Raw genomic sequence first — 20,631 nt, forward strand, 5'->3', positions numbered from 1 at the left:
TATGGAAAATAGACGTTTGGAAACGAGAAAGACAAAAATCATTTGTACATTGGGACCGGCAACGGATGAGGGCGACATCTTGCGCACGCTATTGATCAATGGAATGAATGTTGGCCGGTTGAATTTTTCCCACGGTTCCCATGAAGAGCACCAAAAGAGGGTCGATCATATTAAAAGCCTTCGCGATGAAATGGGGCTGCCGGTGGGACTCATGCTCGACACCAGGGGTCCGGAAATAAGGATCAAGCAGTTCGCCAATAAAGAGGTTGAACTGGCCGATGGATCTACCTTTACCTTCACGAACCGGGACGTGGCGGGGACGGATACCATTGTGTCAGTGGCCTATGGAGGATTCCCCCTGGTTGTGCATAAGGGCCAGATGCTGCTGCTGGATGACGGCCTGATAGGCATGAAGGTCACCGATATTAAAGAAACGGAAGTGATCTGCGAGGTCGTCTACGGCGGCACCCTCAGCAATAATAAAAAAATCAATATTCCCGGTGCCGCCAATAAGCTTCCCTTTATTACCGACAAGGACAGCGATGATCTTCTGTTCGGAATACGGAACAAATTCGATTTCATAGCAGCTTCATTTGTCAGGAATGCCAACGACATCAAGGAGCTTCGGGAATTGCTGAAAAAAAACGGCGGCGATGGGATAAAAATAATATCCAAGATAGAGATACGTGAAGGTGTTGATGCCATCGACGAGATCATACGGGTGAGCGACGGCGTAATGGTTGCCAGGGGTGACATGGGCGTTGAGATACCCTTTGAGGAACTTCCCTCAATACAGAAGAGCATCATCAGAAAATGCTACAGAGCGGGAAAAACCGTCATCACCGCTACGCAGATGCTCGATTCGATGATCCGCAATCCGAGACCCACCAGGGCTGAGATCACCGATGTGGCAAACGCCATTTACGACGGCACGAGCGCCATCATGCTTTCCGGCGAAACGTCTGTCGGGAAATATCCCATCGATTCCCTTCTTACAATGTCAAAGATTGCCATTGAAACAGAAAAAGATATCGATTATGTGAAGCGGTTCAATGACATGGACGTCACCGTGTCAAGAAATGTTACCAACGCAGTGAGCCGCGCGGCCTGCGACACGGCCCATACCCTGGGCGCATCGGCTGTCGTCTGCGTGACAAAATCAGGACATACGGCGGCCATGGTATCCAAGTATCATCCCGCATGTCCGATCCTGGCTGTTACAACTTCGAAAGATGTCTACAACCAGCTTTCACTGGCATGGGGAGTGGTTCCCGATATGACAGAGAAAAAGGATTCCACTGATGAAGTGTTTCAGCAGGCGGTAACCAGGGCGTCATTATCGAAACTAGTCGTCAACGGAGATTGCATGGTCATCACCGGGGGGATGATAGCCGATGTGAGTGGTACGACCAATACGATAAAGGTCCATATTGTCGGTGACGTCCTTGTGGAGGGAACTGGCATGACCGCAGGAACAGCCAGCGGCCAGGTATGCGTAATAAATAATCCGGATGATCTGAGGGACCTCAATGCCGGCCAGGTAATGGTGATACGGAAGAGTACCGATGAGATTCTTGCGGTCATGAAAAATGCCGCTGCCATTGTCACTGAAGAGGAGAGCGAGTCGCAGACCGTCACGGTCGGGAAAGCACTGGGGCTGCCTGTCATAGCGAACGCCCGGTCCGCAACGGAAATACTTAAGAGCGGCACAGTGATCACGGTGGAAGGATCTACAGGAAGGGTCTACAGCGGCCTGAAGAAATGAATCCCCTGATTCAGTTGAATTGACTTGACTAACTGTTATCAGGATTTATGATATAGAAAGGATCCATATAATCACTGAGGGAAATAGTTGGACCGGCCATTGAGAGTATTCATTATTCTATCTCTATTGCTGCTGATGCAGGGAATCCATGATGCCCAGCATAATCCGGCAGATGCTGCTGAAAAATACAGGGCGGCCACATTCTCCACCTCAATCGAAGGCCAGGACACGAACGTCAAACGCAATATCACCATAGCCTGCCAGAAATTGAACGGAACCGTGATACCGCCCAATTCAGTTTTTTCTTTTAATACCGTGGTCGGTGAGGGATCGGCGCAGAACGGCTTTGTCCCTGGGAGGGTCCTCTACCGGGACCGTATCGCCTTCGAGCCTGGGGGCGGTCTCTGCCAGGTATCTTCAACGCTCTTCAATGCGCTCCTGATGGCGGGATGCATTATAATAGAGCGTCATCGTCATTCCCAGCCGGTTTCCTATGTGCCGCTGGGTTTGGACGCGACCATAAAATACGGTAAAAAAGACCTCAGGATCAGGAATCCCTATCAGTATCCGTTGAAACTGGAAATGACGGCCGGAGATTCAAGCATAACAGTAAAGGTATTGGCGGATCGGAATATACCATTCAGGTATGAGATATATACTGAAGAAGATGAACAGGCTGTCCCGCTCGCGGATGATATGGAACGGATCAGGCCGGGAATGTCGGTGCTGGTGTACCGCAAACGATATCAGGGAGACAAGCTGGTTGAAAACATGCTTCTCTACAAAGATTATTATCAGCCCGTGTATGAACGTTAATTACCTGGATTTTATCTGATGATCCTGGGCAGTATTAACCGAATTGCGGCGGCATTATGCATTATTCTGTTTGCCGTAGTGTTGTATCCCGGGGAAGTGCGGTCGGTCGAGGACCCTCTCCTTTCGGAATGGAGGGATTTTTCCGGCACGCCTGAATGCCTCAAACTGCTGGATTGGCTCCGATGCCGGGCCAGGGCGCAACTAACCGGGACACCATGCAGCGATCGGTTTCATGGGTCAATACCGCGCTTTTTTGGACAACTGGGTTTGTTCGTTACTCTTTCAAAGGGGAAAAAAGTGAGGGGATGTTACGGGGCTTTCTCCCACAGTATCACCGATGGGGAAAGCCTTCTCTCCGATTACCTTACCGGGGCACTCACCAGAGACCCGCGGTACAGGCCCCTTGATATCTCTGAACTGAGGAATACCAGGATCATTATAACGATCACATCCCAGCCTTTTCCAGTCAATGATATTGGCTCAATTGATCTTCAGTATTATGGAGTAATGCTGCAGTGTGGGAACAGTGCCGCCATATATGTGCCGGCTGAGATAAAAAGCATGCAATATATAGAAAAAATTATGCGGGGGAGTTCCTGCCAGGTTTACGGGTTCAGGGCGGTAACACTGCAGCAGGATAACCATGAGTGATGTTGCGAACATTCTCCTGGTATCCTGTACCATATATCCGTGACAGCGGATATTCATGTTTGGGAGGATCCGATGCTACAACGAATCGCACTTGCTATTGTCATTCTTACGGTGGGGGTTTCTTATATTAGCTGTGACACCGCCGGCGTCAAGCGTCTGTCCGATGGGCGGAGCCAGTATGGAGAAACAAAAAAGCTGTCTGGCAAATCAACAATTGAAGGATATGTGCAGGATGCCGCTACCAAAAAGAGGATAAAAGGCGCACGGGTGGAAATTAAGAACGCCAACATGGGCGTCGGCTACTATCTGCGCGAAACGGGTGCGGATGGATACTTTAAAATCGATGATTTCATCCCCTATATCAAGTACATGGTCGAAGTCTCAGCCGATGGCTATGTGACCTATACATCAACAGGGGCCATTTCAGAGGGGACCCATACCATAGAGCTCAAGCCGGAATCGGTCCTTACCGGAATTGTAACGAACAGCCGCGGCGAGCCCCTGAGGGGCGTTGAAGTTAAGCTTAACACCAACATCCAAGAGGAGGGCGAAGAGGGCGAATATGCGGCGCCGAAGCCGAAAATATCCGCCACTGGCGCAAAAGGGGAGTACCGCTTCGACAAGCTTCCAGCAGGCTCGTACATGGCCACCTTTTCGGGCCCTAACTTCATCACTGAAACGGCCAGGCTGCAAAATATAAAAGAGGGGGAAACCTTCACCCTCCCCATGGTCATGATCAGGCCGGCGACCGTTTCCGGCAAGGTGGCCATCGAGGGGATCAACACCGGCGCCATCAATGTTGACGTGACCATCAGCGGCACTGTCACCTATTCCGCCACAACCTACCAGGACGGATCGTTCCGGTTTGAAGACGTGAAGCCGGGCAATTACAAAATGACCGTGTCCCACCAGGGCTTTTACGACCTTCAGCCCAGGGAAATTCGGATTGCCGAGGGAGAGAAGAAGGAACAGGTCAATTTCGTGGTAAAGGCCAAGGAGCCCCAGGTCCAGGTCTATGCCTACCGGTACACTTTTTCGCCGGGCGATACCATTGAATTCAATATCAGGTCCCTGCGTCTTGAGAGCCTGAGGGTCACCATTTACAAAGTGCCAGTGGACCTGCTCGTGCGGGGCGGCGTTGACCCGGACAAGCTCAATCCGGAGGAATCGGGATTGAAAGCGGTTACGTCCTGGGACGAGCCGATCAAGGAGTTCGAGCCCTATGAATGGCGCTACCAGTCGCTGCAGGTGAAAACGGCCATGGCCACCGGGGGGTACTGCGTGGAGGTCAAGGGAGCGGGACGGGTCGTGAGCAGGAAGTTCTTCTCTCTAACAACGGTCGGGGTGGTGATGAAGCGGTCGCAGGATTCGATCTTTTCCTATGTCACCAATCTCGTGGACAACACTCCCATTGCTGACGCGAAAATAGCCATCTTTGACACAACACCGGTACAGAAAAAGGGAAAAAAGAAGACTACATACAAGGCGCCTGAAAAGATTGAGGATCTGCCCGTGGCGGTGGTTCTCAAGGGAGTCACCGATGAGAAAGGCATCTATCATAAAAAATTACAATCCGGGAAATACCTGTCGGCCATAGTCATTGGCAAGGACGGGAGCTATGCCCTGTGCAACACTGGAGCGCCGTCATCCTTTGAAAAGGAGCAGAAGAAGTATTTCATCTATACCGACCGGCCTGTGTACCGCGCCGGTGACACGGTCCATTACAAGATAATCGGCAAGAACCGGGAGAGCCGCTTTGTGCCGATACAGGGACATAAAATCCATTACAAAATCAGAAACTGGGATATGGATAAGATCATCGATGAAGGGGAGGCGTCGCTGGATGAATGGGGTGCCGCGGATAGCAAAGTGGTCCTGTCGCGGGAGGGCAACCTGGGCGTACATGAGATCATGGTGGGGCCCTCGGAGAAGAACCTGTACAGCCGCGGAAAATTTTATGTCGAACAGTACCGGAAACCGGAGTTCACGATCAATGTGACCCCGTCAAAGGAATATTTTATAAACGGCGATACGGCTGAATTCAAGGTGGAGGCGAAGTATTTCTTCGGGGCTCCCCTGAAAGGGGCACTCGTGAAATACCGGTTTTATGAGACAAAGCTCCGGGATACCGATACCAGCTACTGGTGGGAGCAGGATTACGGAACGGGCGGATCCTATAACAGGATAATCCTTGAGGGAGAGAAATACGCTGATAATAACGGCATAGCGGTGCTGCGGCTCCATGCCGGCAACTATCCCTATGACAGGGAGATCACCTGCGAGGCCACGGTGGTGGACCGCTCCAATGTCAGCATCAGCTCCAGCAACAAGGTGCGGGTGGGTCGCGGGGAATACTACATCAAGATCGAGCCTTCCCAGCATTTCTTCTCCAGCGGCGAGAAGAAGCCGGTCATTATCAGGACCCTCACCCATACCGGCAGGCCCCACGGCGCCAAGGTCAAGGTGGAGCTCTTCCGCTACATCTGGAAGCCGTGGGAGAGGGTTTATGTCCATGATGCGAAACCACTTTTCTCTGAACAGGTTTCAACTGACAGCCAGGGCATTGCCACGGTGAACCTCCCGAAGGAGTTCAGCTTCTACGGCGAATTCGACCTTGTGGTCAACGGTGTTGACCGGAAGGATAATGTCATAACCGCGTCCCGGGTCATATGGATCTACAGCCTTGAAGGGGCCAGGGTGGCGTCGCGGTTCAAAAACCTGGAGCTGTCCGTCAACGCCACGGAGCTGGCCAAACCGGGAGAGATCACCTGCCTCATAAAGAGCTGCTTCACCGATGCCTATGTGTGCGTCACCCTTGAGGGAAGGGATGTATATGAGTCGAAGGTGATCAAGATGACCGGCAACATCATGCCGGTGCAGTTCACCATAAAAACGGAATACGCGCCGAACCTTTTTGTCACGGCTACGATGCAGAGAAAGAGGGCCCTGTACACCTCCTCGGCGGGGATTTCACTGCCGGTCCATGATACGGCCCTCGCTATCTCCATCGAGCCTGACAAGCAGAAATACTTGCCTGGAGAGAAGGCTTCTGTGCTACTAAAGGCTGTGGATGGCAATGGCAAGCCGGCAAGGGCCGACCTCTCCCTGGCTGCGGTGGACGAGGCGATATTCCAGGTCAGGTATGACCACACGCCCCTCATGAGGGACTACTTCTATACCAAAATATCCAACTGGGTCCTCACCAGCTATTCCTATCCCATAACCATGCTGGCCGGCGCAGCAAAGGACGGCAAGGTAAAGGTGCGGGAAAAGTTCGAGGACACGGCATTCTGGTCAGCGAAGATCAGGACCGGGGAGGATGGCACTGCCCGGGTGAATTTTACCTTACCGGACAACCTGACGACCTGGCGCCTCACGGTCCGTGGCCACGACCAAGCCGGCAGGATGGGCGAGAAGAAGACCACCTTCCTGGTCACCCAGGATCTGATAGCGCGCATTGGAAAGCCGCGATTTATGGTGGAGGGGGACACCCTGAGCCTCATCGGCATCGTCAATAGCAATACTGAGCGGGGCCTAAAAAAGGTCGATACTATATTCAAGGCCGATGACAGGGTCCTTGAGGCGGACGAAGCAGTTACTATCAGTCTCCCGGCCTTCGGGTCCGCCAGAACCTATTATCCATACAAGGTGCCGAAAGACAGGAAAGAGGTAACGCTCCAGTACTCCGCCCGGTCGATCGGGGACGCCAGGGACGCGCTGAAATTGACCGTCCCGGTGGAGCGGCGCGGCACGCCCTTCAAGCTCTACGGCATCGGCGACATGGCCGTTAATAGAACGGTCACGGTAACGCCTCTTGCCGAGACCGATGACTTCAGCTTCGTGCCTGAATCGGTGACCGTGTCCCTCAGCCCGTCCCCCATCATACAGATGCTCAGGGCGACGAAATACCTGAGCGAGTATCCCTACGGGTGCATCGAGCAGACCCTGAACAGCTTCATCCCGAACCTGGCGCTGAACCGGATGCTCAAGCAGAAGGGATACGGCCGGTTCATTAACGAAAAGGCGAAGAAAAAGCTCGATGACAAGGTGAGCGCCGGCATCGACCGGATCCAGCGGTACCAGAATGATGACGGCACCTGGGGATGGTGGTCCGGGAGCCGCGGCAACGCCTTTGTTACCGGCTATGTGCTCTACTCCCTGCGGCTTGCCCAGGAGGCGGGATTCACCGTCGATAAACCGGTCGTCACCAGGGGGCTCACGGCGGTGCAGCGCTATTTTTCCAATCCGAAGCTGGAGGAGTGGGACGCCGTTGCGTACCTGATGTATATCAACGCCCTCTGGGGCAGATGGGACCATGAAATTTTCAAGAAGATCATCAAGGTCAAGGACCCGGGCACATACCGGACCGCATGCCTGGTGAAGGCCCTGGCACTGGCGCGGGCCCATCCAAAATTGACCGATGACATGAGGAGCGAAATAAACGCCATGGCGCCGCGCCTGGTTGATCTCCTCCTGCAATCGGCCAGGAAGGACGGCTGCGGCATCTACTGGGAGAGCCGGGGCAATGACCGCTGGAGCTGGCCCGGAGGCGACACCGAGATCACCGCCCATGTCCTCTCAGCCCTGATCGGCGCCGGGGACCGTTCGACGGTGCCGGCGCAGATCGTCCGCTCCCTGTGCAGCCGCTCACGGGGGGATGCGTGGAATTCCACCAAGGAAACAGCAACGGTCATGATTGCCCTGTGCGGATACCTTGAGGCCATGGGAGGCCCTGCCGTGACCAGGGGCGCCGTGAGGTTTTCCCTGGACGGCAAAAAAATAGCTGACATTTCCTACGATCTTGAGGATCCGAAGGTGATGGAAAATCTGACCCGCAAGATCCAGTTGGAAGGAGGAAATGCCCGAAACTCCTTCACTGTGACCGCCGAAGGGGAAGCGGGATCGGATGTGAGCTTTGACGTAGTCATAGGCGGCACCCTGTATTTCAAGGACAAGGGTGCCCTGTCCCTGATACGGTCCGAGGAGCGGGGCATCAGGTCCCTTTCAAACGGCATCTCCATCACCAGGACCTTCGCGTCCATTACGAGGGTGCGCGATTCGCGCAACAATGAATACATGGTGCCCCAGAGCCTGGCGGGCAAGAAGGTCATCCAGATCGGGGACGAACTCCTGGTGAAGGTGAAATTCCAGGCCCAGGACGACTTTCAATACCTGGTGCTGGAGGACTATCTTCCCTCGGGTTTCGAGGTGACGAAGAACAACGCCTATGATGAGTACACGCCCTTTGTCCATATCGAACGGTGGGACAACAGGATGGTTTATTTCTTTACGGATTTGAAAAAGAATGAGATCTACGAAGTGGCGTATATCGTCAGGGCCGAGCTGCCAGGAAATTTCATGGTGAAGCCGTCCCGGATGGAATGCATGTACGAGCCGTCCATCCAGGGATGGTCGGCACCGGTTGTGGTTGATGTGGAGAAGAAATAGGGAGACACCATGTCCCCGCCACTGAGGCGGGGACATGAAAAAAATATGGAGTACCGATGAAACCAAAAACTATCGCCATTATTGTTGGGACCATTTTGCTGACTATTCTGATATTCCAGAATACCCATTCAGTCGTGCTGAATATCTTCTTCTGGGAGCCGGATTTTCCCCTGATCGTTTTGATCGTCATCGTCCTGGGAATAGGTTTCGGACTCGGCTTTTTCGCGAAAAATATCAGCGCCGTGGCGCAGAAGAAAGGCGAAGATTATTAATTAATGTCCGATCCGGTGAGCCCCGGTTAAGCCGAGAACAGATATCCCAATGAACAAGTGCCCGGCCATATTCCTTTTGCTGTTTATCATGTTCCCGGTCTATCCGGCAGGAGCGGAAACTGATAATGATAAGCCTGTGACCATACAGATACTATCCAAGCAGGTCAGGCTGTTGAAAAGCGGCGCCATTAAAAGAATCTCCATTTCGGTAACGCATGGCGCCACGGTAAGGGATGAAAACCATAGGGTGATAGATGGGAAAACCATAAGTTGTTCCGTCACTGCCGGAATGGTTGGCTTGTTCATAGATGACAGGCCCCTGGCGGGATCCGGAAAACTGGATATCGCACCCGCTCCTGAAAAAGACGACATCGTGATCCATATCGACGGAGAGGCGAGAAGGTATCCTCTCCCCCTGTCGGTCCGTTTTGGCGATAACAGCCTGATATTCACTGTACAGGAGAATCTAAACCGGTACGTCGTTGATTCGTCCCTGGCAGAATACAGCGGCGATTATTGGAAAGAAAGGGAAGGTATCCTCGCCCTGGCCCAGGTGATACGGGCCCGATATCATTTCTCCAAAAAAAATCCCCGCCACGGCAACGCGGATTTCTGCGACCTCACCCACTGCCAGGTGTACAGGGGCAGGATGAACAGCGCCATTTCTTTCCATGACGACTGGGTCATCGATCATCAGAAGCTGCGGCACAACCTCTTCTTTCACTCCCGGTGCGGAGGGAGGACCTTCGACCCCGGCGTTTTCAGGGGGAAAGCGATTTCCGCCGGCAATAACAGCCCTGGCGTAAGGGACTGGCTCTACCGCAAGGGAACCCGGCTTTGTTCCGCCAAGGATTCCCGCTGGGAGCGCACCATAGGCAATGATGAATTGGCCGGGATACTTTTTCCCGGGAAAGTGAATGATGGCAACGCATCACTGTCGCTTCGATACGACAGGGACATCATGGTGGTTGAGGTCATCACGCCATCGGGAAAGACATCTTTCCCGGTTGAGACGTTCAGGCTTAAAATAAACAGGGTCAAGGGATGGAACTTTATCCGCAGTAACAGCTTTACCGTATCAGAGAAAACGACTGATAACGAGAGGCTTTTCCTTTTCAGGGGAGAGGGACTCGGTCATGGAACTGGCTTATGCCAGCATGGGGCCATGGCCCTTTCCCGGCTCGGATATAACAGGTACGAAATACTGGAACACTATTTTCCCGATCTTCAGTTTCAAAGCCCGGAAACAGAGGGGGAGTTGTCACCTTATTGCTCGTACTGTCTTTTTGATGTTTCCACGGGAAAGGTTTTAAAGTCAACTCAGGGCGAGGCCTTTTTGTCGAGAACCGTTCCGCCGGGATCGCTATTTAAGGTCATCGTCGCGCTGTATCTTGCCGCCGAGCGGCCCGATATATTTTCTGATTACGCCTATCCGTGCACAGGAAGGAATGTGAATGATCCGAACCTTCCCGACCGCTGCTGGAGGCCCAAAGGCCACGGGACGGTACGGCTCAAGGAGGCCCTGCCCAACTCATGTAACCTCTATTTCAGCTCACTCTATAAAAACATATCTCAAAAAAAATTCAGGGCATTTTATCAGAATTTCTGCGGGTCCCTGGGTATCAGGCAGCCCCTGCCGGAGACCGCAAACGACAGGCAATGGGCGGAGCTCCTGGCAGGTCTTGATTTCAGGATGTCATTTACCATTGGCGATTTGATCAAGCTGGCGCGCTACTGTTATTGCGGCAACGGTGAAGTGAGAGATCAATCAGTTCCAGGAATTCCTGTCCCCTATCAGGAAAGATTGAAGCTATTCCAGGGATTGCGGGATACCTTTGCCCATGGCACGGCTTCCGAACAGAAAAAACGCTCGGGCCCTTCCTGTAATTATATTTCTCTTGAAAACCCAAGTGAAAAAAAATCCAACATGCCTTTAACTGGTCTCTGGGGAAAAACAGCCACTGTCCTGGATGGCACCAATACGCCGTTGAGCTATGGCCTATTCATGGGCGGGAACGGCGCCACCGGCGTTATTGTTGTGTTGAGAAAAGGCACGGGCAACATGGCTTCCCGATGGGCGCGGAAAATCCTCGGCCAGGAAAAAAGAAACGACTGATGCAGTGCAATTCTCCGCTTTCCTCAGGCGGATAACAATTTCAGCGCGTCCTTGATTATGGATTCAACTGGACTGTCGGGCTTGTTTTTTAGCAGCTCTTCAACGATCTTGGATGATTTGGCGTCGTCAAAACCGAGTGTGACCAGGGCTTCGATGGCGTCATTTTTATGAGTTTGCGGGGCATCAATCTGCCCTGAAAGGGTTGTCAGCTTCTTTAATTTCCGCTTCAGCTCAAAAATGAGCTTTTCGGCTTTGGCGTTTCCTATGCCGGGAATCTTCGTCAGAAGGGCCGTGTTTTCCGATTGGACTGCGTCAACGAGGCGGTTTATGGTTATTCCTGACAGGATGGATATGGCCATGGCAGGCCCTATGCCGGTTATGTTCAGCAGAATTGAAAAACACTCCTTCTCGTTTTCCGTAAAAAAGCCAAATAGCTTGAGTTGGTCTTCCTTGTGATGTGTGTGGACGTATAGAACAACATCGGTATGGGACTGAATTTTTTCATAGGTTGATAGGGGAATGGTTAATCCATAGCCCACGCCCTGGACGTCCAGGATAACTTCTGTCGGCTTAAGCTCGTCTATGGTTCCGCGTATTTTTGATATCATATATGAATGTAAACCGTTTATGATAGATTTTCAGTTTTTTAAGAATTAACTAATATAGTTCTCTTATACAATAAAAAAAGAAATTTTTAGATTTTTTTTGATTTTTTCACAATTTCAGTGGCCAAATAAGTTAATATTTATTATATTTAACTAAACAGTTAGTTAAACTAAATAGTTAGTTAACAAGGTATAAATGGAAGATACGACTGAAAAAAAGATAAAAAATGCCGCCCTGCGCGAGTTTGCCCAACATGGTCTGGAAGGAGCCAGGGTGGACCGCATTGCCCAGAAAGCGAAAATAAACAAGGCCATGATCTATTATCATTTTAAAAGCAAGGAAGATCTGTATGAATCGATCTTGATAGAATTTTACAGTAAAATCTTTCCGCGGGTAGCAGGCAATATTTCAAAAGACAAGGGTGTTGAAGAACAGCTGGAATCCATCGTTACGTTTTTCATTGATTTCATCAAGGAAATGGATCAGGATTATATCAGGGTTATGCTCAGGGAGCTCTCCAGCGGCGGCAAGTATTTCAAAAAACTTATGCTCCCCAATGTCATCATCCCCATGATGGGGCTAGTTCAGGAGCTTTTTACCGCAGGCATCAAGCAGGGAACATTCAAAAATATCGTCCCCCATTTAACTTTTATCCAGATGCTCGGATCAATCGTTTTTACCAACGCCATCCGCATAACCCTCTCTGATACTGATTTCGGGAAAATGATATTCAATGATGATTTCTTTGAAGAGTATAAGAAGAACATGCTGACAGTGGTAAAGACCGGGATCATGGCATCGTAAGGAGGAATCAGGAATATGAAATATAAAGCCTTATCAATAATCGCATTGTTCGTTGGATTGGCACTATCAGATCCTATTCCCATCCGGGGTGAAGGGGCTCTTAAAAAGATCACCCTCGACGATGCCGTGTCCATCGCGAAAAAGAACAACCATGATTATAAAATCGCCCTTCAGCGGCACAAGGCTGAATCCGAGAAGGTCAACCAGGCGTGGGGCATGCTCCTGCCGGTCATTGAATCGGAAGCCTCATTGACAAGGCAGGGGGCCCAGTCCGGATTCATGAGCATGGCCGAAGGCCAGTATGATATCAAGATAGTGCAGGTCAAGTTCGGCATCAATCCTGGCATGTTTTATCATTCCCTGCAGATGTCACGAAAGGCCTACGCCGTTTCCACGGAGGAAATGAGGAAGGTGAAAAGCGATATAGAATTCAACGTGATCGAAAGTTATTTCAATCTCATCCTTGCCGAAGAGATGATATCGATACGAAAAGACACGATCAAGCTTCTTCAAGAGAATCTTAAAGATGTGACCAGCCTCTTCAAGACCGGCAGCGTGCCCCGGTACGAGCTCCTCCAGGCACAGGTACAGCTGAAAAGCCAGGAGCCTTTGCTTCTGGAAGCCGAGAACCGGTACCGCCTGGCCCTGGAGATGTTCAATTACCAGCTGGGTCTCGATGAACGGGTATATGCCGCTGACCGGAGCATCATTGAAAAAGACAACTACCGCGTGGCGGAGAAGGATATCGATTCATTCATCCAGCGCGTTGGCGCCATTGCCCTGAAAAACAGGCCGGAGATCATCCAGCTCAAGATGAAGAAGGAGATAGCCGGTCATGCCAAGAACATCACCGATTCCTATTACCTCTGGCCGACCTTCATGGCCGGGGGATACTACGGGTATAACATGCCGCTTACCACGGTCGGCGAAAAGCTTCTCCCCACTTCCAATGGAGGCGCTACGTACATGGACCTGTCGCAGATCGCGGGGGAGCGGAAATGGCAGCCCAACTGGATGATACGCGTCGCGGCCACGTACCGGTGGAGCGCCCTGCTTCCCGTTGATTCCACCCGCGCCCAGGGCCGGGAAGCCAGGGCGCGGGGCCTCGAAGCCGAAGAGGAGATCGCCAAGGTGAAGCGCCTGGTGACCATTTCCATAAAATCATCCTATTCCAATATACTGACTGCAAACCAGACCATATCGTCCCACCGGGAGAATGTCGACAAGGCCAAAGAGGGGCTTCGCATAGCCCGCGAAAGCTACCGTGCCGGCGTCATTAAAAACTCCGAACTCTTCGGAGCGCAGGTTGCCCTTACGCAGGCTCAGGCCGGGTATATAAACGCCGTCAACAGCTACTACCAGTCCCTGGCAAAACTGCGAAAGGATATCGGCACTGACGATGACAGCATAATTTTCGGAGGAGAAGAACATGAATAAAAAGAAGATCATTCCCATAGCCGTTGTGGCGGCGGTAGTAACGCTATCCATCCTGTATTTCGAGGTGTTCCGCCATATTGGGGAGGACGGAAAACGCATTGAAGGGTCCGGAACCATCGAGGTCACGGAGGTTGACATCAGCTCGAAGCTTGCCGGGAGGATCATCAGCATAGCCCGCGACGAGGGAGAGAGCGTCAAACACGGCGAGGTCCTGGTGAGGATCGCCTACGACGAGCTGGACGCCCAGCGCCTTTCAGTGATAGCGAACCTGAACAACGCCAAAAAAAACATGGACCGCGTCAGGGACCTTTACAGGAGCGGGTCTGTATCGAAAAAGGATTTTGACAACATGGAGACCATGTACCGCATGGCGAAGGCCGCCAATGAGCAGATCAACGCGGCCATAAGCAACGCGGTCATCGCATCGCCCGTCGACGGCGTGGTGCTGGAAAAAAACCTGGAGATAGGAGAGATCGCCTTCCCGGGAACGCCGGTGCTCACCGTGGCGGACATAAAGGATACCTGGATCAAGATATATGTCAATGAAAAGCAGCTGGGCCGCGTCAAGCTGGGTCAGAAGGCCGAGATCACCGTGGATTCATTCCCTGATAAGAAATTCATCGGCAAGGTCATATCCATATCGAACAAGGCCGAATTTACGCCCAAGACGATCCAGACCAAGGATGAGCGGGTCAAACTCATGTTTGCGGTGAAGATCGCCGTTCCCAATCCGGACCAGAAGCTGAAGCCGGGAATGCCCGCCGACGCCATAATACTTGCGGGGGACGTTAAGTGATAACGGTTGAGGGCCTGACCAAGAATTTCGGCGATATACGGGCGGTTGACTCCCTGTCCTTTACCGTCAACAAGGGGGAGATCTTCTGCATCGTGGGCCCCGACGGCTCGGGCAAGAGCACCCTCCTCAGGATGATATCGTCGATCCTGATACCCAACGGGGGGAGCATCACTATCAACGGCATCGATGTGAAGGAAAATCCAATTAAAATCAAGGAGAACCTGGCGTACATGCCCCAGCGTTTCGGCCTCTACGAGGACCTGACCGTTGAGGAAAACATCTTCTTCTTCGGCAGGCTCTATCTCCTGTCGCACCGCGAGATCAGGAAGAAGCTCGACGCCCTGTACGGCTTCAGCAGGCTGGGGCCTTTTAAGGACCGCCTGGCGGGGAAGCTGTCAGGGGGGATGAAGCAGAAGCTGGGCCTCGTCTGCAGCCTGGTGCATACGCCGGAGGTGATTCTCCTGGACGAGCCGACCAACGGCGTGGACCCGGTGTCTCGCCGTGAGTTCTGGGACATCCTGTACGAGCTCCTTGGCCAGGGAGTCACCATCGTCGTTACCACCGCTTATCTGGATGAGGCGGAACGAAGCAACAGGGTGGCCCTGATGTACCGAGGAAAATTCATACGCCTGGGTAAGCCGAAGTCGATACGGGACGAATTGCAGCAGAGGATGCTGCATATTATCGTCGATGACCCGCACGGGGCGGAGACCCTGCTGAAAGTTGATGGCGCCATGAAGATCGTCCGCACCGGAAATTCCATCAGGATTTTTACCGGGACAATGCAGAAGACAAGAAAGCAGGCGGAGCGGCTGTTGAAAGGGAAGGGCATCGGCATCCTCAAAAGTGAAGAGGTGATGCCGCGCCTTGAAGACAGCTTCATCGAGATTATAACAAGGGAGGAAGACCGGTGAAAGCCTTTGGTTCCCTCATACGAATGATCGCGATTGCGGACAAGGAATGGATCCAGATACGGCGTGACGGCCGGAGCTTTTTCCTGGCGCTGTTCATTCCGACCCTGCTGGTGCTGCTGTTCGGCTATGCCCTGGTATTTGACGTGAAGCATGTGAAGGTCGCCGTGTATGACCAGGACCGCAGTTATGCTTCCCGACAGTACCTTGAGCGGTTCAAGCATACAGAATATATCTCGATTGAGCGGTATGTCGATAATTACAAGGATATCGACGGGCTCATAAATTCAGGCGCAATCGCGATGGCCCTGGTGATCCCGCCCTCTTTTGAGCGAAAATTCAATTCCGGGAAGTACGCCGATATACAGGTACTGGTGGACGGGTCGGATTCCATGTCAGCCCTGATCGCCACCGGCTACGTGAAGGCCATAAGCTATGAATTTAACAGGGACTACCTGGAGAAGGCTTTGACCAAGAAAGGGCTGACATCGTTGCGGCAGCCTGTAGAGATTAAAAACAGGATATGGTATAATTCGGAGCTGAAGAGCCGCAATTTCATCATACCCGGCAACCTGGGCCTTATCCTGGCCATCATATCGGCCCTGATCACCTCCCTCACCATTTCCCGGGAATGGGAGCGGGGGACCATGGAGACACTCATAACAACGCCGGTGCGCGGACACGAAGTGGTGCTGGGGAAGCTCATCCCCTATATTTTCATAGGCCTTTTCGATGTGGTCTTCGCCCTGGTCGTCGGCTATTTCGTTTTCAACGTGCCCTTCAGGGGAAGCTTCCTTGAGCTGATGCTCATATCCATACTGTTCCTGGTGGGGACCAGCGGCCTGGGCATACTCATTTCCTCGATAACGCGGGTGCAGGTGCTCTCGGTGCAGGTTGCCATTGTCCTTACCTATCTGCCGTCCTTCATGCTCTCTGATTTTATATTTCCGATCAAGAACATGCCGTTGATCATCCAGGCCATCACGTACATCATTCCGGCAAAATACATGATCGTCGTGCTGAAGGGGATCATCCTGCGCGGCGTCGGGTATCCCGTGCTGATAATGCAGATAGTGTTTCTTTCAATATTCTGCATCCTGGTGCTTGCCCTGTGCATTAAAAAGTTCAGGGTCAGCCTCCCGGACAAGTGACAAAGAGGCATAGGCGACATGAAAGCATTCATCAGGCCAAAAGTACTTGTAAGCATGATAAAAAAGGAATTCGCCCAGGTGCTGCGCGATATCCGGATGCGGGGCGTTGTATTCGGGCCGCCGATAATCATGATCATCGTTTTCGGTTATGCCATCAACCTTGACGTTAATACCGTGAACCTGGCTGTCGTCGATGAGGATAAAACATCGATGAGCCGGGGATTGATTGAAAAGTTCACCGGCTCTGGGTATTTTAAGCTGCATTCATATCTGTACTCGGACGATGAATTGATGCCCCTGATGGACCGGGGAACGGTGGAAGCGTTTATCCATTTGAGGCGTGACCTGTCAAAAAACCTTAAAACCGGGAAGGTCTCGGAAATTCAGGTGATCATCGACGGGACTGATTCCAATAGGGGCGCGATCATCACCGCCTATGTCAACGAGATAATGCAGGGTTTTTTCATGGATGAGTACCTCGGAAGGGTCAAGGCGCAGATACTGTACCGCCTGTCGGGCCTTCCGGGCACGCAAACTGGCGAGTCTGCCGGAATGGTAATGCCCCGGGGGGTCCGCATCCTTGACAGGGCCTATTTCAATCCTACCCTCCTCAGCAAGAATTATTTTCTGCCCGGGGTCATAGGTTTCATCGTTTCCCTGATAACGGTCATGCTGACGTCGATGTCGATCGTCAAGGAGCGGGAGTCGGGGACCATGGAGCAGATCGTCGTGTCCCCCATCAAGCCGATGGAATTCATCATGGGGAAGACGATACCTTTCGCCATCATCGGCTTTATCGACATGCTGATCGTAACGATAATAACGATTTTCTGGTTCGGCGTTCCCTTCAACGGCAGTATCGCCTTCCTGTATTTTGCGGCATTTTTCTATATCCTCTGCTCCCTCGCGGTGGGTATATTCATTTCCACGATATCAAAGACACAGCAGCAGGCGATGATGTCATTCTTTCTGTATTTCATACCGGCGATTCTCTTTTCCGGCTTTGCCTTTCCCATCTACGCGATGCCGGAAACGATACAGTTCATCACCTACCTCAATCCGCTGATGTATTTCATGGTCATTATCCGGGGGGTGTTCCTGAAGGGTGTGGGCATAACGGTCCTGTGGAAGGAAGTGCTGATCCTCATGGTCATCGGAATTGTACTGCTGAACCTGAGCGCCCGCAGGCTGAGCAGGAGGATGGAATAATGGAAAAAGTCGTTGAGATCAGGAACCTTACCAAGACATTCGGCGATTTTACCGCGGTCAATAATATCAGCCTCTCGGTGGAGAAGGGGGAAATATTCGGTTTCCTGGGCCCCAACGGCGCGGGGAAGACGACCACCATCAAGATGCTCTGCGGCATCCTGATGCCGACCTCCGGTGAGGGCCGGGTATCGGGGTTCGATATCATCGCCGAGCAGGAGAAGATCAAGACCATCATCGGGTACATGTCCCAGCGATTCAGCCTGTATGAAGATCTCACGGTCGTGGAGAACCTGGAATTTTACGGCAGCATATACGGCCTCGAGGGGAGGAAACTGAAAGAGTCCATCGGCCGGGTGGTCGACATGGCGGGCATCGGCGACCGGAAAAATGACCTGGTGAAAAACCTGCCGGGCGGCATGAAGCAGCGCCTGGCCCTGGGCGGCGCCATACTCCATGATCCGCCGATCCTCTTCCTCGACGAGCCCACGTCAGGAGTGGATCCCCTCATGCGGCGGAACTTCTGGGACATCATATACCGGTTTTCCGAGGAGGGGCGCACCATCTTTGTCACCACCCACTACATGGACGAGGCGGAGCACTGCAACAGGATTGCCCTGGTCATCGCGGGACAGATCATCGCCCTTGATTCGCCGGAAGCCCTGAAAAAGAATTTTGACAATGCCGTATATTCCATCGTAACGGATAACTTTCTCGAGGTATTCGAGAAAATCAGGTACCTTGACTTTATCATTGAAGCGGCCATATTCGGCACCGACATCCATATCCTGTGCGGCAAGGATGTGCCGGCGAAGAAAAAAATAGCGGCTTTTTTCAAAGAGCAGGACATCTCCTCCTATGCGATCCATCGGATAACACCAAGCCTTGAGGACGTGTTCGTGAGCAATGCCAGGAAATACGCCCTCTGAGGCTTTGGGAAAGACTTTTCATTTTTTCCTTGAATTATGATTTAAATCATATGCTGATGGTTTCATGATCGGAAGGATGAAGCATTGGTTCGGTCGCGGAAATCTTCACCGCTGGGTTGAGCCGTTTCCGTTCCGATACGGCAATGAGAATTGATCGGAGTACTATGTCCCTGGCATTTTCAAAAGATGATTTCATGTTTTTCAAGGATCTCCTGATCGAGGCCGGCACAGCCGCGCGGAAATTACAGAAAGATACCATCACCGTCACGAGAAAATCAGACCGGTCCATTGTCACTCAGGCTGACCTCATGGTGCAGGATTTGCTGATGAAAAGGATATCAGCGCGCCATGGCGATTACATGTTTATCATGGAAGAAAACAATTCCGGCGCCTCACCCGATATTAGCGATGATACCGTCACGGTCGTAATCGATCCCATTGACGGCACGGCCATGTTCAGCATGCACCTTCCGGAATGGTGCGTTTCTGTGGGCATATTCAGGGGGAGAATGCCGGTTTACGGATTCGTGTATTCCCCGGGGTGCGACATGTTTTTTTACAATGACGACAACGGCGCCTACTTGAATGACCGGCCCGTGCGCGCGGACCGGACCATCTCGATCGACAATGAAACAAATATCTTCGTTGCATCCGAGGCCGGCAGCAGGTTCGACATTCTTTTTCCCGGTAAGATCAGGAACCTTGGGTCTACGGCGCTGCACGCCTGCCTTGCCGTAGATAATGTCCGCAACAGGACCCTTGCCTTTATCGGCAAGTCCCGCCTCTGGGACTGGGCCGGCGCAATGCCCATCATCCGTAAAGCCGGCTGCATGATGAAGTATATCAGCGGAGAGGATGTCGATGTTCAAGAAGTGATCCGCAATGATTACCGGCTTCTCGATTATGTCATTGTGTACAACTCGGATGATTTTGAATCCGTGCGGAGTATTTTCAGAAAACGACAATGACATACGACCAGGATTAATGCCTGCTGATCGTAGCGCACACAAAACATTATGCGACAAAATACCCTGCAGGATGCCGCGGGGTATTTTGTTATTGGCGATCGGCTTCTTATTCAAAAAAAACCAAATGAATTTTTCCTATTTATAAATTCCTGTTTCGTCCCTGAGAAAATAACTGGAAAAAGTGAAAAGTGTATATGGTCGATTAATATGTTGACATTAATATACAGCGGATTGATCCTGACCCAAGTTGAGTTTCTGTTTAGGATGAGAGTATGCCACGGCCCAGAATTTTCGGTTATTTAGCTGTATTGTTCGCACTGATACTTACGGGATTTTTCATATATTCCTTGATGGCTGTGATGAATGACAATATCAATTACAGCCATGTTGATTTGAACGCATTGAGTTCATTCACATTCTACGCCATCGCAGCCCCAATCGGATTAGTGTCTATGGTCGTCATCGGAACCGGATTCTGGATCGGCTGGACAATTCTCGCAATAAAGGTGGTGCCACCAATGCCTGAGATAGTTGAAAAAAAAGATTTTTCCAAGATCAAAGCCTTTTTCATGTGTATCATTACACTCGCTCTGGGAGTCCTTCTCATTTACGGCCTGTATATCAGGAACTTCTGGGCGCTGGCGATACCCGCAGCGGTCATTTGCATCGTGATACTTGGCGCAGTGTTATGGGTCGGGATCGCCATCATAACAACTCGTTCAACGCTGCCTGAAGAGAAGCAACAGTCTTAATTA

General features: G+C 51.8%; 17 protein-coding genes. 15 read left to right on the forward strand and 2 right to left on the reverse strand.

All coding sequences use genetic code 11. The features are described from left to right. Position 1 precedes the first annotated feature (1 nt). The 6 genes from pyk (at position 2) to KA369_02905 (ending at position 11,068) form a co-directional block, all read left to right on the forward strand. Positions 2 to 1,765 carry a pyruvate kinase gene (pyk, locus tag KA369_02880; protein ID MBP7734897.1) on the forward strand — a complete coding sequence of 588 codons (1,764 nt, stop codon included), beginning with the start codon at positions 2 to 4 and terminating at the stop codon, positions 1,763 to 1,765. Positions 1,766 to 1,864: 99 nt separating this feature from the next. Beyond that, on the forward strand, positions 1,865 to 2,581 hold the full coding sequence (locus tag KA369_02885) for a VanW family protein (GenBank protein ID MBP7734898.1): 717 nt from the start codon (positions 1,865 to 1,867) through the stop codon (positions 2,579 to 2,581). A 267-nt stretch (positions 2,582 to 2,848) separates the two neighbouring features. Further along, on the forward strand, positions 2,849 to 3,232 hold the full coding sequence (locus KA369_02890) for an AMMECR1 domain-containing protein (protein ID MBP7734899.1): 384 nt from the start codon (positions 2,849 to 2,851) through the stop codon (positions 3,230 to 3,232). Positions 3,233 to 3,304: 72 nt separating this feature from the next. Next, positions 3,305 to 8,680: a carboxypeptidase regulatory-like domain-containing protein gene (locus KA369_02895; GenBank protein ID MBP7734900.1), complete on the forward strand. Its 5,376-nt coding sequence runs from the start codon at positions 3,305 to 3,307 to the stop codon at positions 8,678 to 8,680. Between the two features lie 56 nt (positions 8,681 to 8,736). Beyond that, positions 8,737 to 8,952, forward strand: coding sequence for a LapA family protein (locus KA369_02900; protein ID MBP7734901.1), 216 nt, complete (start codon positions 8,737 to 8,739; stop codon positions 8,950 to 8,952). Between the two features lie 49 nt (positions 8,953 to 9,001). Further along, complete coding sequence (locus tag KA369_02905; GenBank protein ID MBP7734902.1) at positions 9,002 to 11,068, forward strand: hypothetical protein; 2,067 nt, start codon at positions 9,002 to 9,004, stop codon at positions 11,066 to 11,068. A 23-nt stretch (positions 11,069 to 11,091) separates the two neighbouring features. On the opposite strand, the gene ruvA is transcribed toward KA369_02905, so the two are convergent. Next, positions 11,092 to 11,676 carry a Holliday junction branch migration protein RuvA gene (ruvA, locus tag KA369_02910; protein MBP7734903.1) on the reverse strand — a complete coding sequence of 195 codons (585 nt, stop codon included), beginning with the start codon at positions 11,674 to 11,676 and terminating at the stop codon, positions 11,092 to 11,094. Positions 11,677 to 11,869: 193 nt separating this feature from the next. On the opposite strand from ruvA, the gene KA369_02915 reads away from it, so the two are divergent. The 7 genes from KA369_02915 to KA369_02945 are packed head-to-tail and all read left to right on the forward strand — an operon-like array spanning position 11,870 to position 18,908. Then, entirely contained in the window at positions 11,870 to 12,478 is a 609-nt protein-coding gene (locus KA369_02915; GenBank protein ID MBP7734904.1) for a TetR/AcrR family transcriptional regulator, read from the forward strand. A 15-nt stretch (positions 12,479 to 12,493) separates the two neighbouring features. Then, entirely contained in the window at positions 12,494 to 13,915 is a 1,422-nt protein-coding gene (locus KA369_02920; protein ID MBP7734905.1) for a TolC family protein, read from the forward strand. Further along, positions 13,908 to 14,711, forward strand: coding sequence for an efflux RND transporter periplasmic adaptor subunit (locus KA369_02925; protein ID MBP7734906.1), 804 nt, complete (start codon positions 13,908 to 13,910; stop codon positions 14,709 to 14,711). Before KA369_02920 ends, KA369_02925 begins: the two co-directional genes overlap by 8 nt. Next, positions 14,708 to 15,625: an ABC transporter ATP-binding protein gene (locus tag KA369_02930; protein ID MBP7734907.1), complete on the forward strand. Its 918-nt coding sequence runs from the start codon at positions 14,708 to 14,710 to the stop codon at positions 15,623 to 15,625. Before KA369_02925 ends, KA369_02930 begins: the two co-directional genes overlap by 4 nt. Then, positions 15,622 to 16,773 (forward strand): ABC transporter permease, encoded by a 1,152-nt coding sequence (locus tag KA369_02935; GenBank protein ID MBP7734908.1) that lies wholly within the window; start codon positions 15,622 to 15,624, stop codon positions 16,771 to 16,773. The genes KA369_02930 and KA369_02935 overlap by 4 nt, the downstream gene beginning before the upstream one ends. A gap of 18 nt (positions 16,774 to 16,791) precedes the next feature. After that, positions 16,792 to 17,982, forward strand: coding sequence for an ABC transporter permease (locus KA369_02940; GenBank protein ID MBP7734909.1), 1,191 nt, complete (start codon positions 16,792 to 16,794; stop codon positions 17,980 to 17,982). Continuing rightward, positions 17,982 to 18,908, forward strand: a complete 927-nt coding sequence (locus KA369_02945; GenBank protein MBP7734910.1) for an ABC transporter ATP-binding protein — start codon at positions 17,982 to 17,984, stop codon at positions 18,906 to 18,908. Before KA369_02940 ends, KA369_02945 begins: the two co-directional genes overlap by 1 nt. A 46-nt stretch (positions 18,909 to 18,954) precedes the next feature. Here KA369_02945 and KA369_02950 read toward each other — a convergent pair whose 3' ends face one another. Next, a complete protein-coding gene (locus KA369_02950) occupies positions 18,955 to 19,104 on the reverse strand; it encodes a hypothetical protein (GenBank protein MBP7734911.1) in 150 nt (49 codons plus the stop codon). Between KA369_02950 and KA369_02955 the strand changes: the two genes are divergently transcribed. Then, positions 19,103 to 19,876: a hypothetical protein gene (locus tag KA369_02955; protein MBP7734912.1), complete on the forward strand. Its 774-nt coding sequence runs from the start codon at positions 19,103 to 19,105 to the stop codon at positions 19,874 to 19,876. The two genes, KA369_02950 and KA369_02955, sit on opposite strands and share 2 nt — an antisense overlap. Before the next feature lie 272 nt (positions 19,877 to 20,148). Further along, positions 20,149 to 20,628, forward strand: a complete 480-nt coding sequence (locus KA369_02960; protein ID MBP7734913.1) for a hypothetical protein — start codon at positions 20,149 to 20,151, stop codon at positions 20,626 to 20,628. Positions 20,629 to 20,631 lie beyond the last annotated feature (3 nt).

Source organism: Spirochaetota bacterium (genome assembly GCA_017999915.1).
GTDB lineage: Bacteria > Spirochaetota > UBA4802 > UBA4802 > UBA5550 > RBG-16-49-21.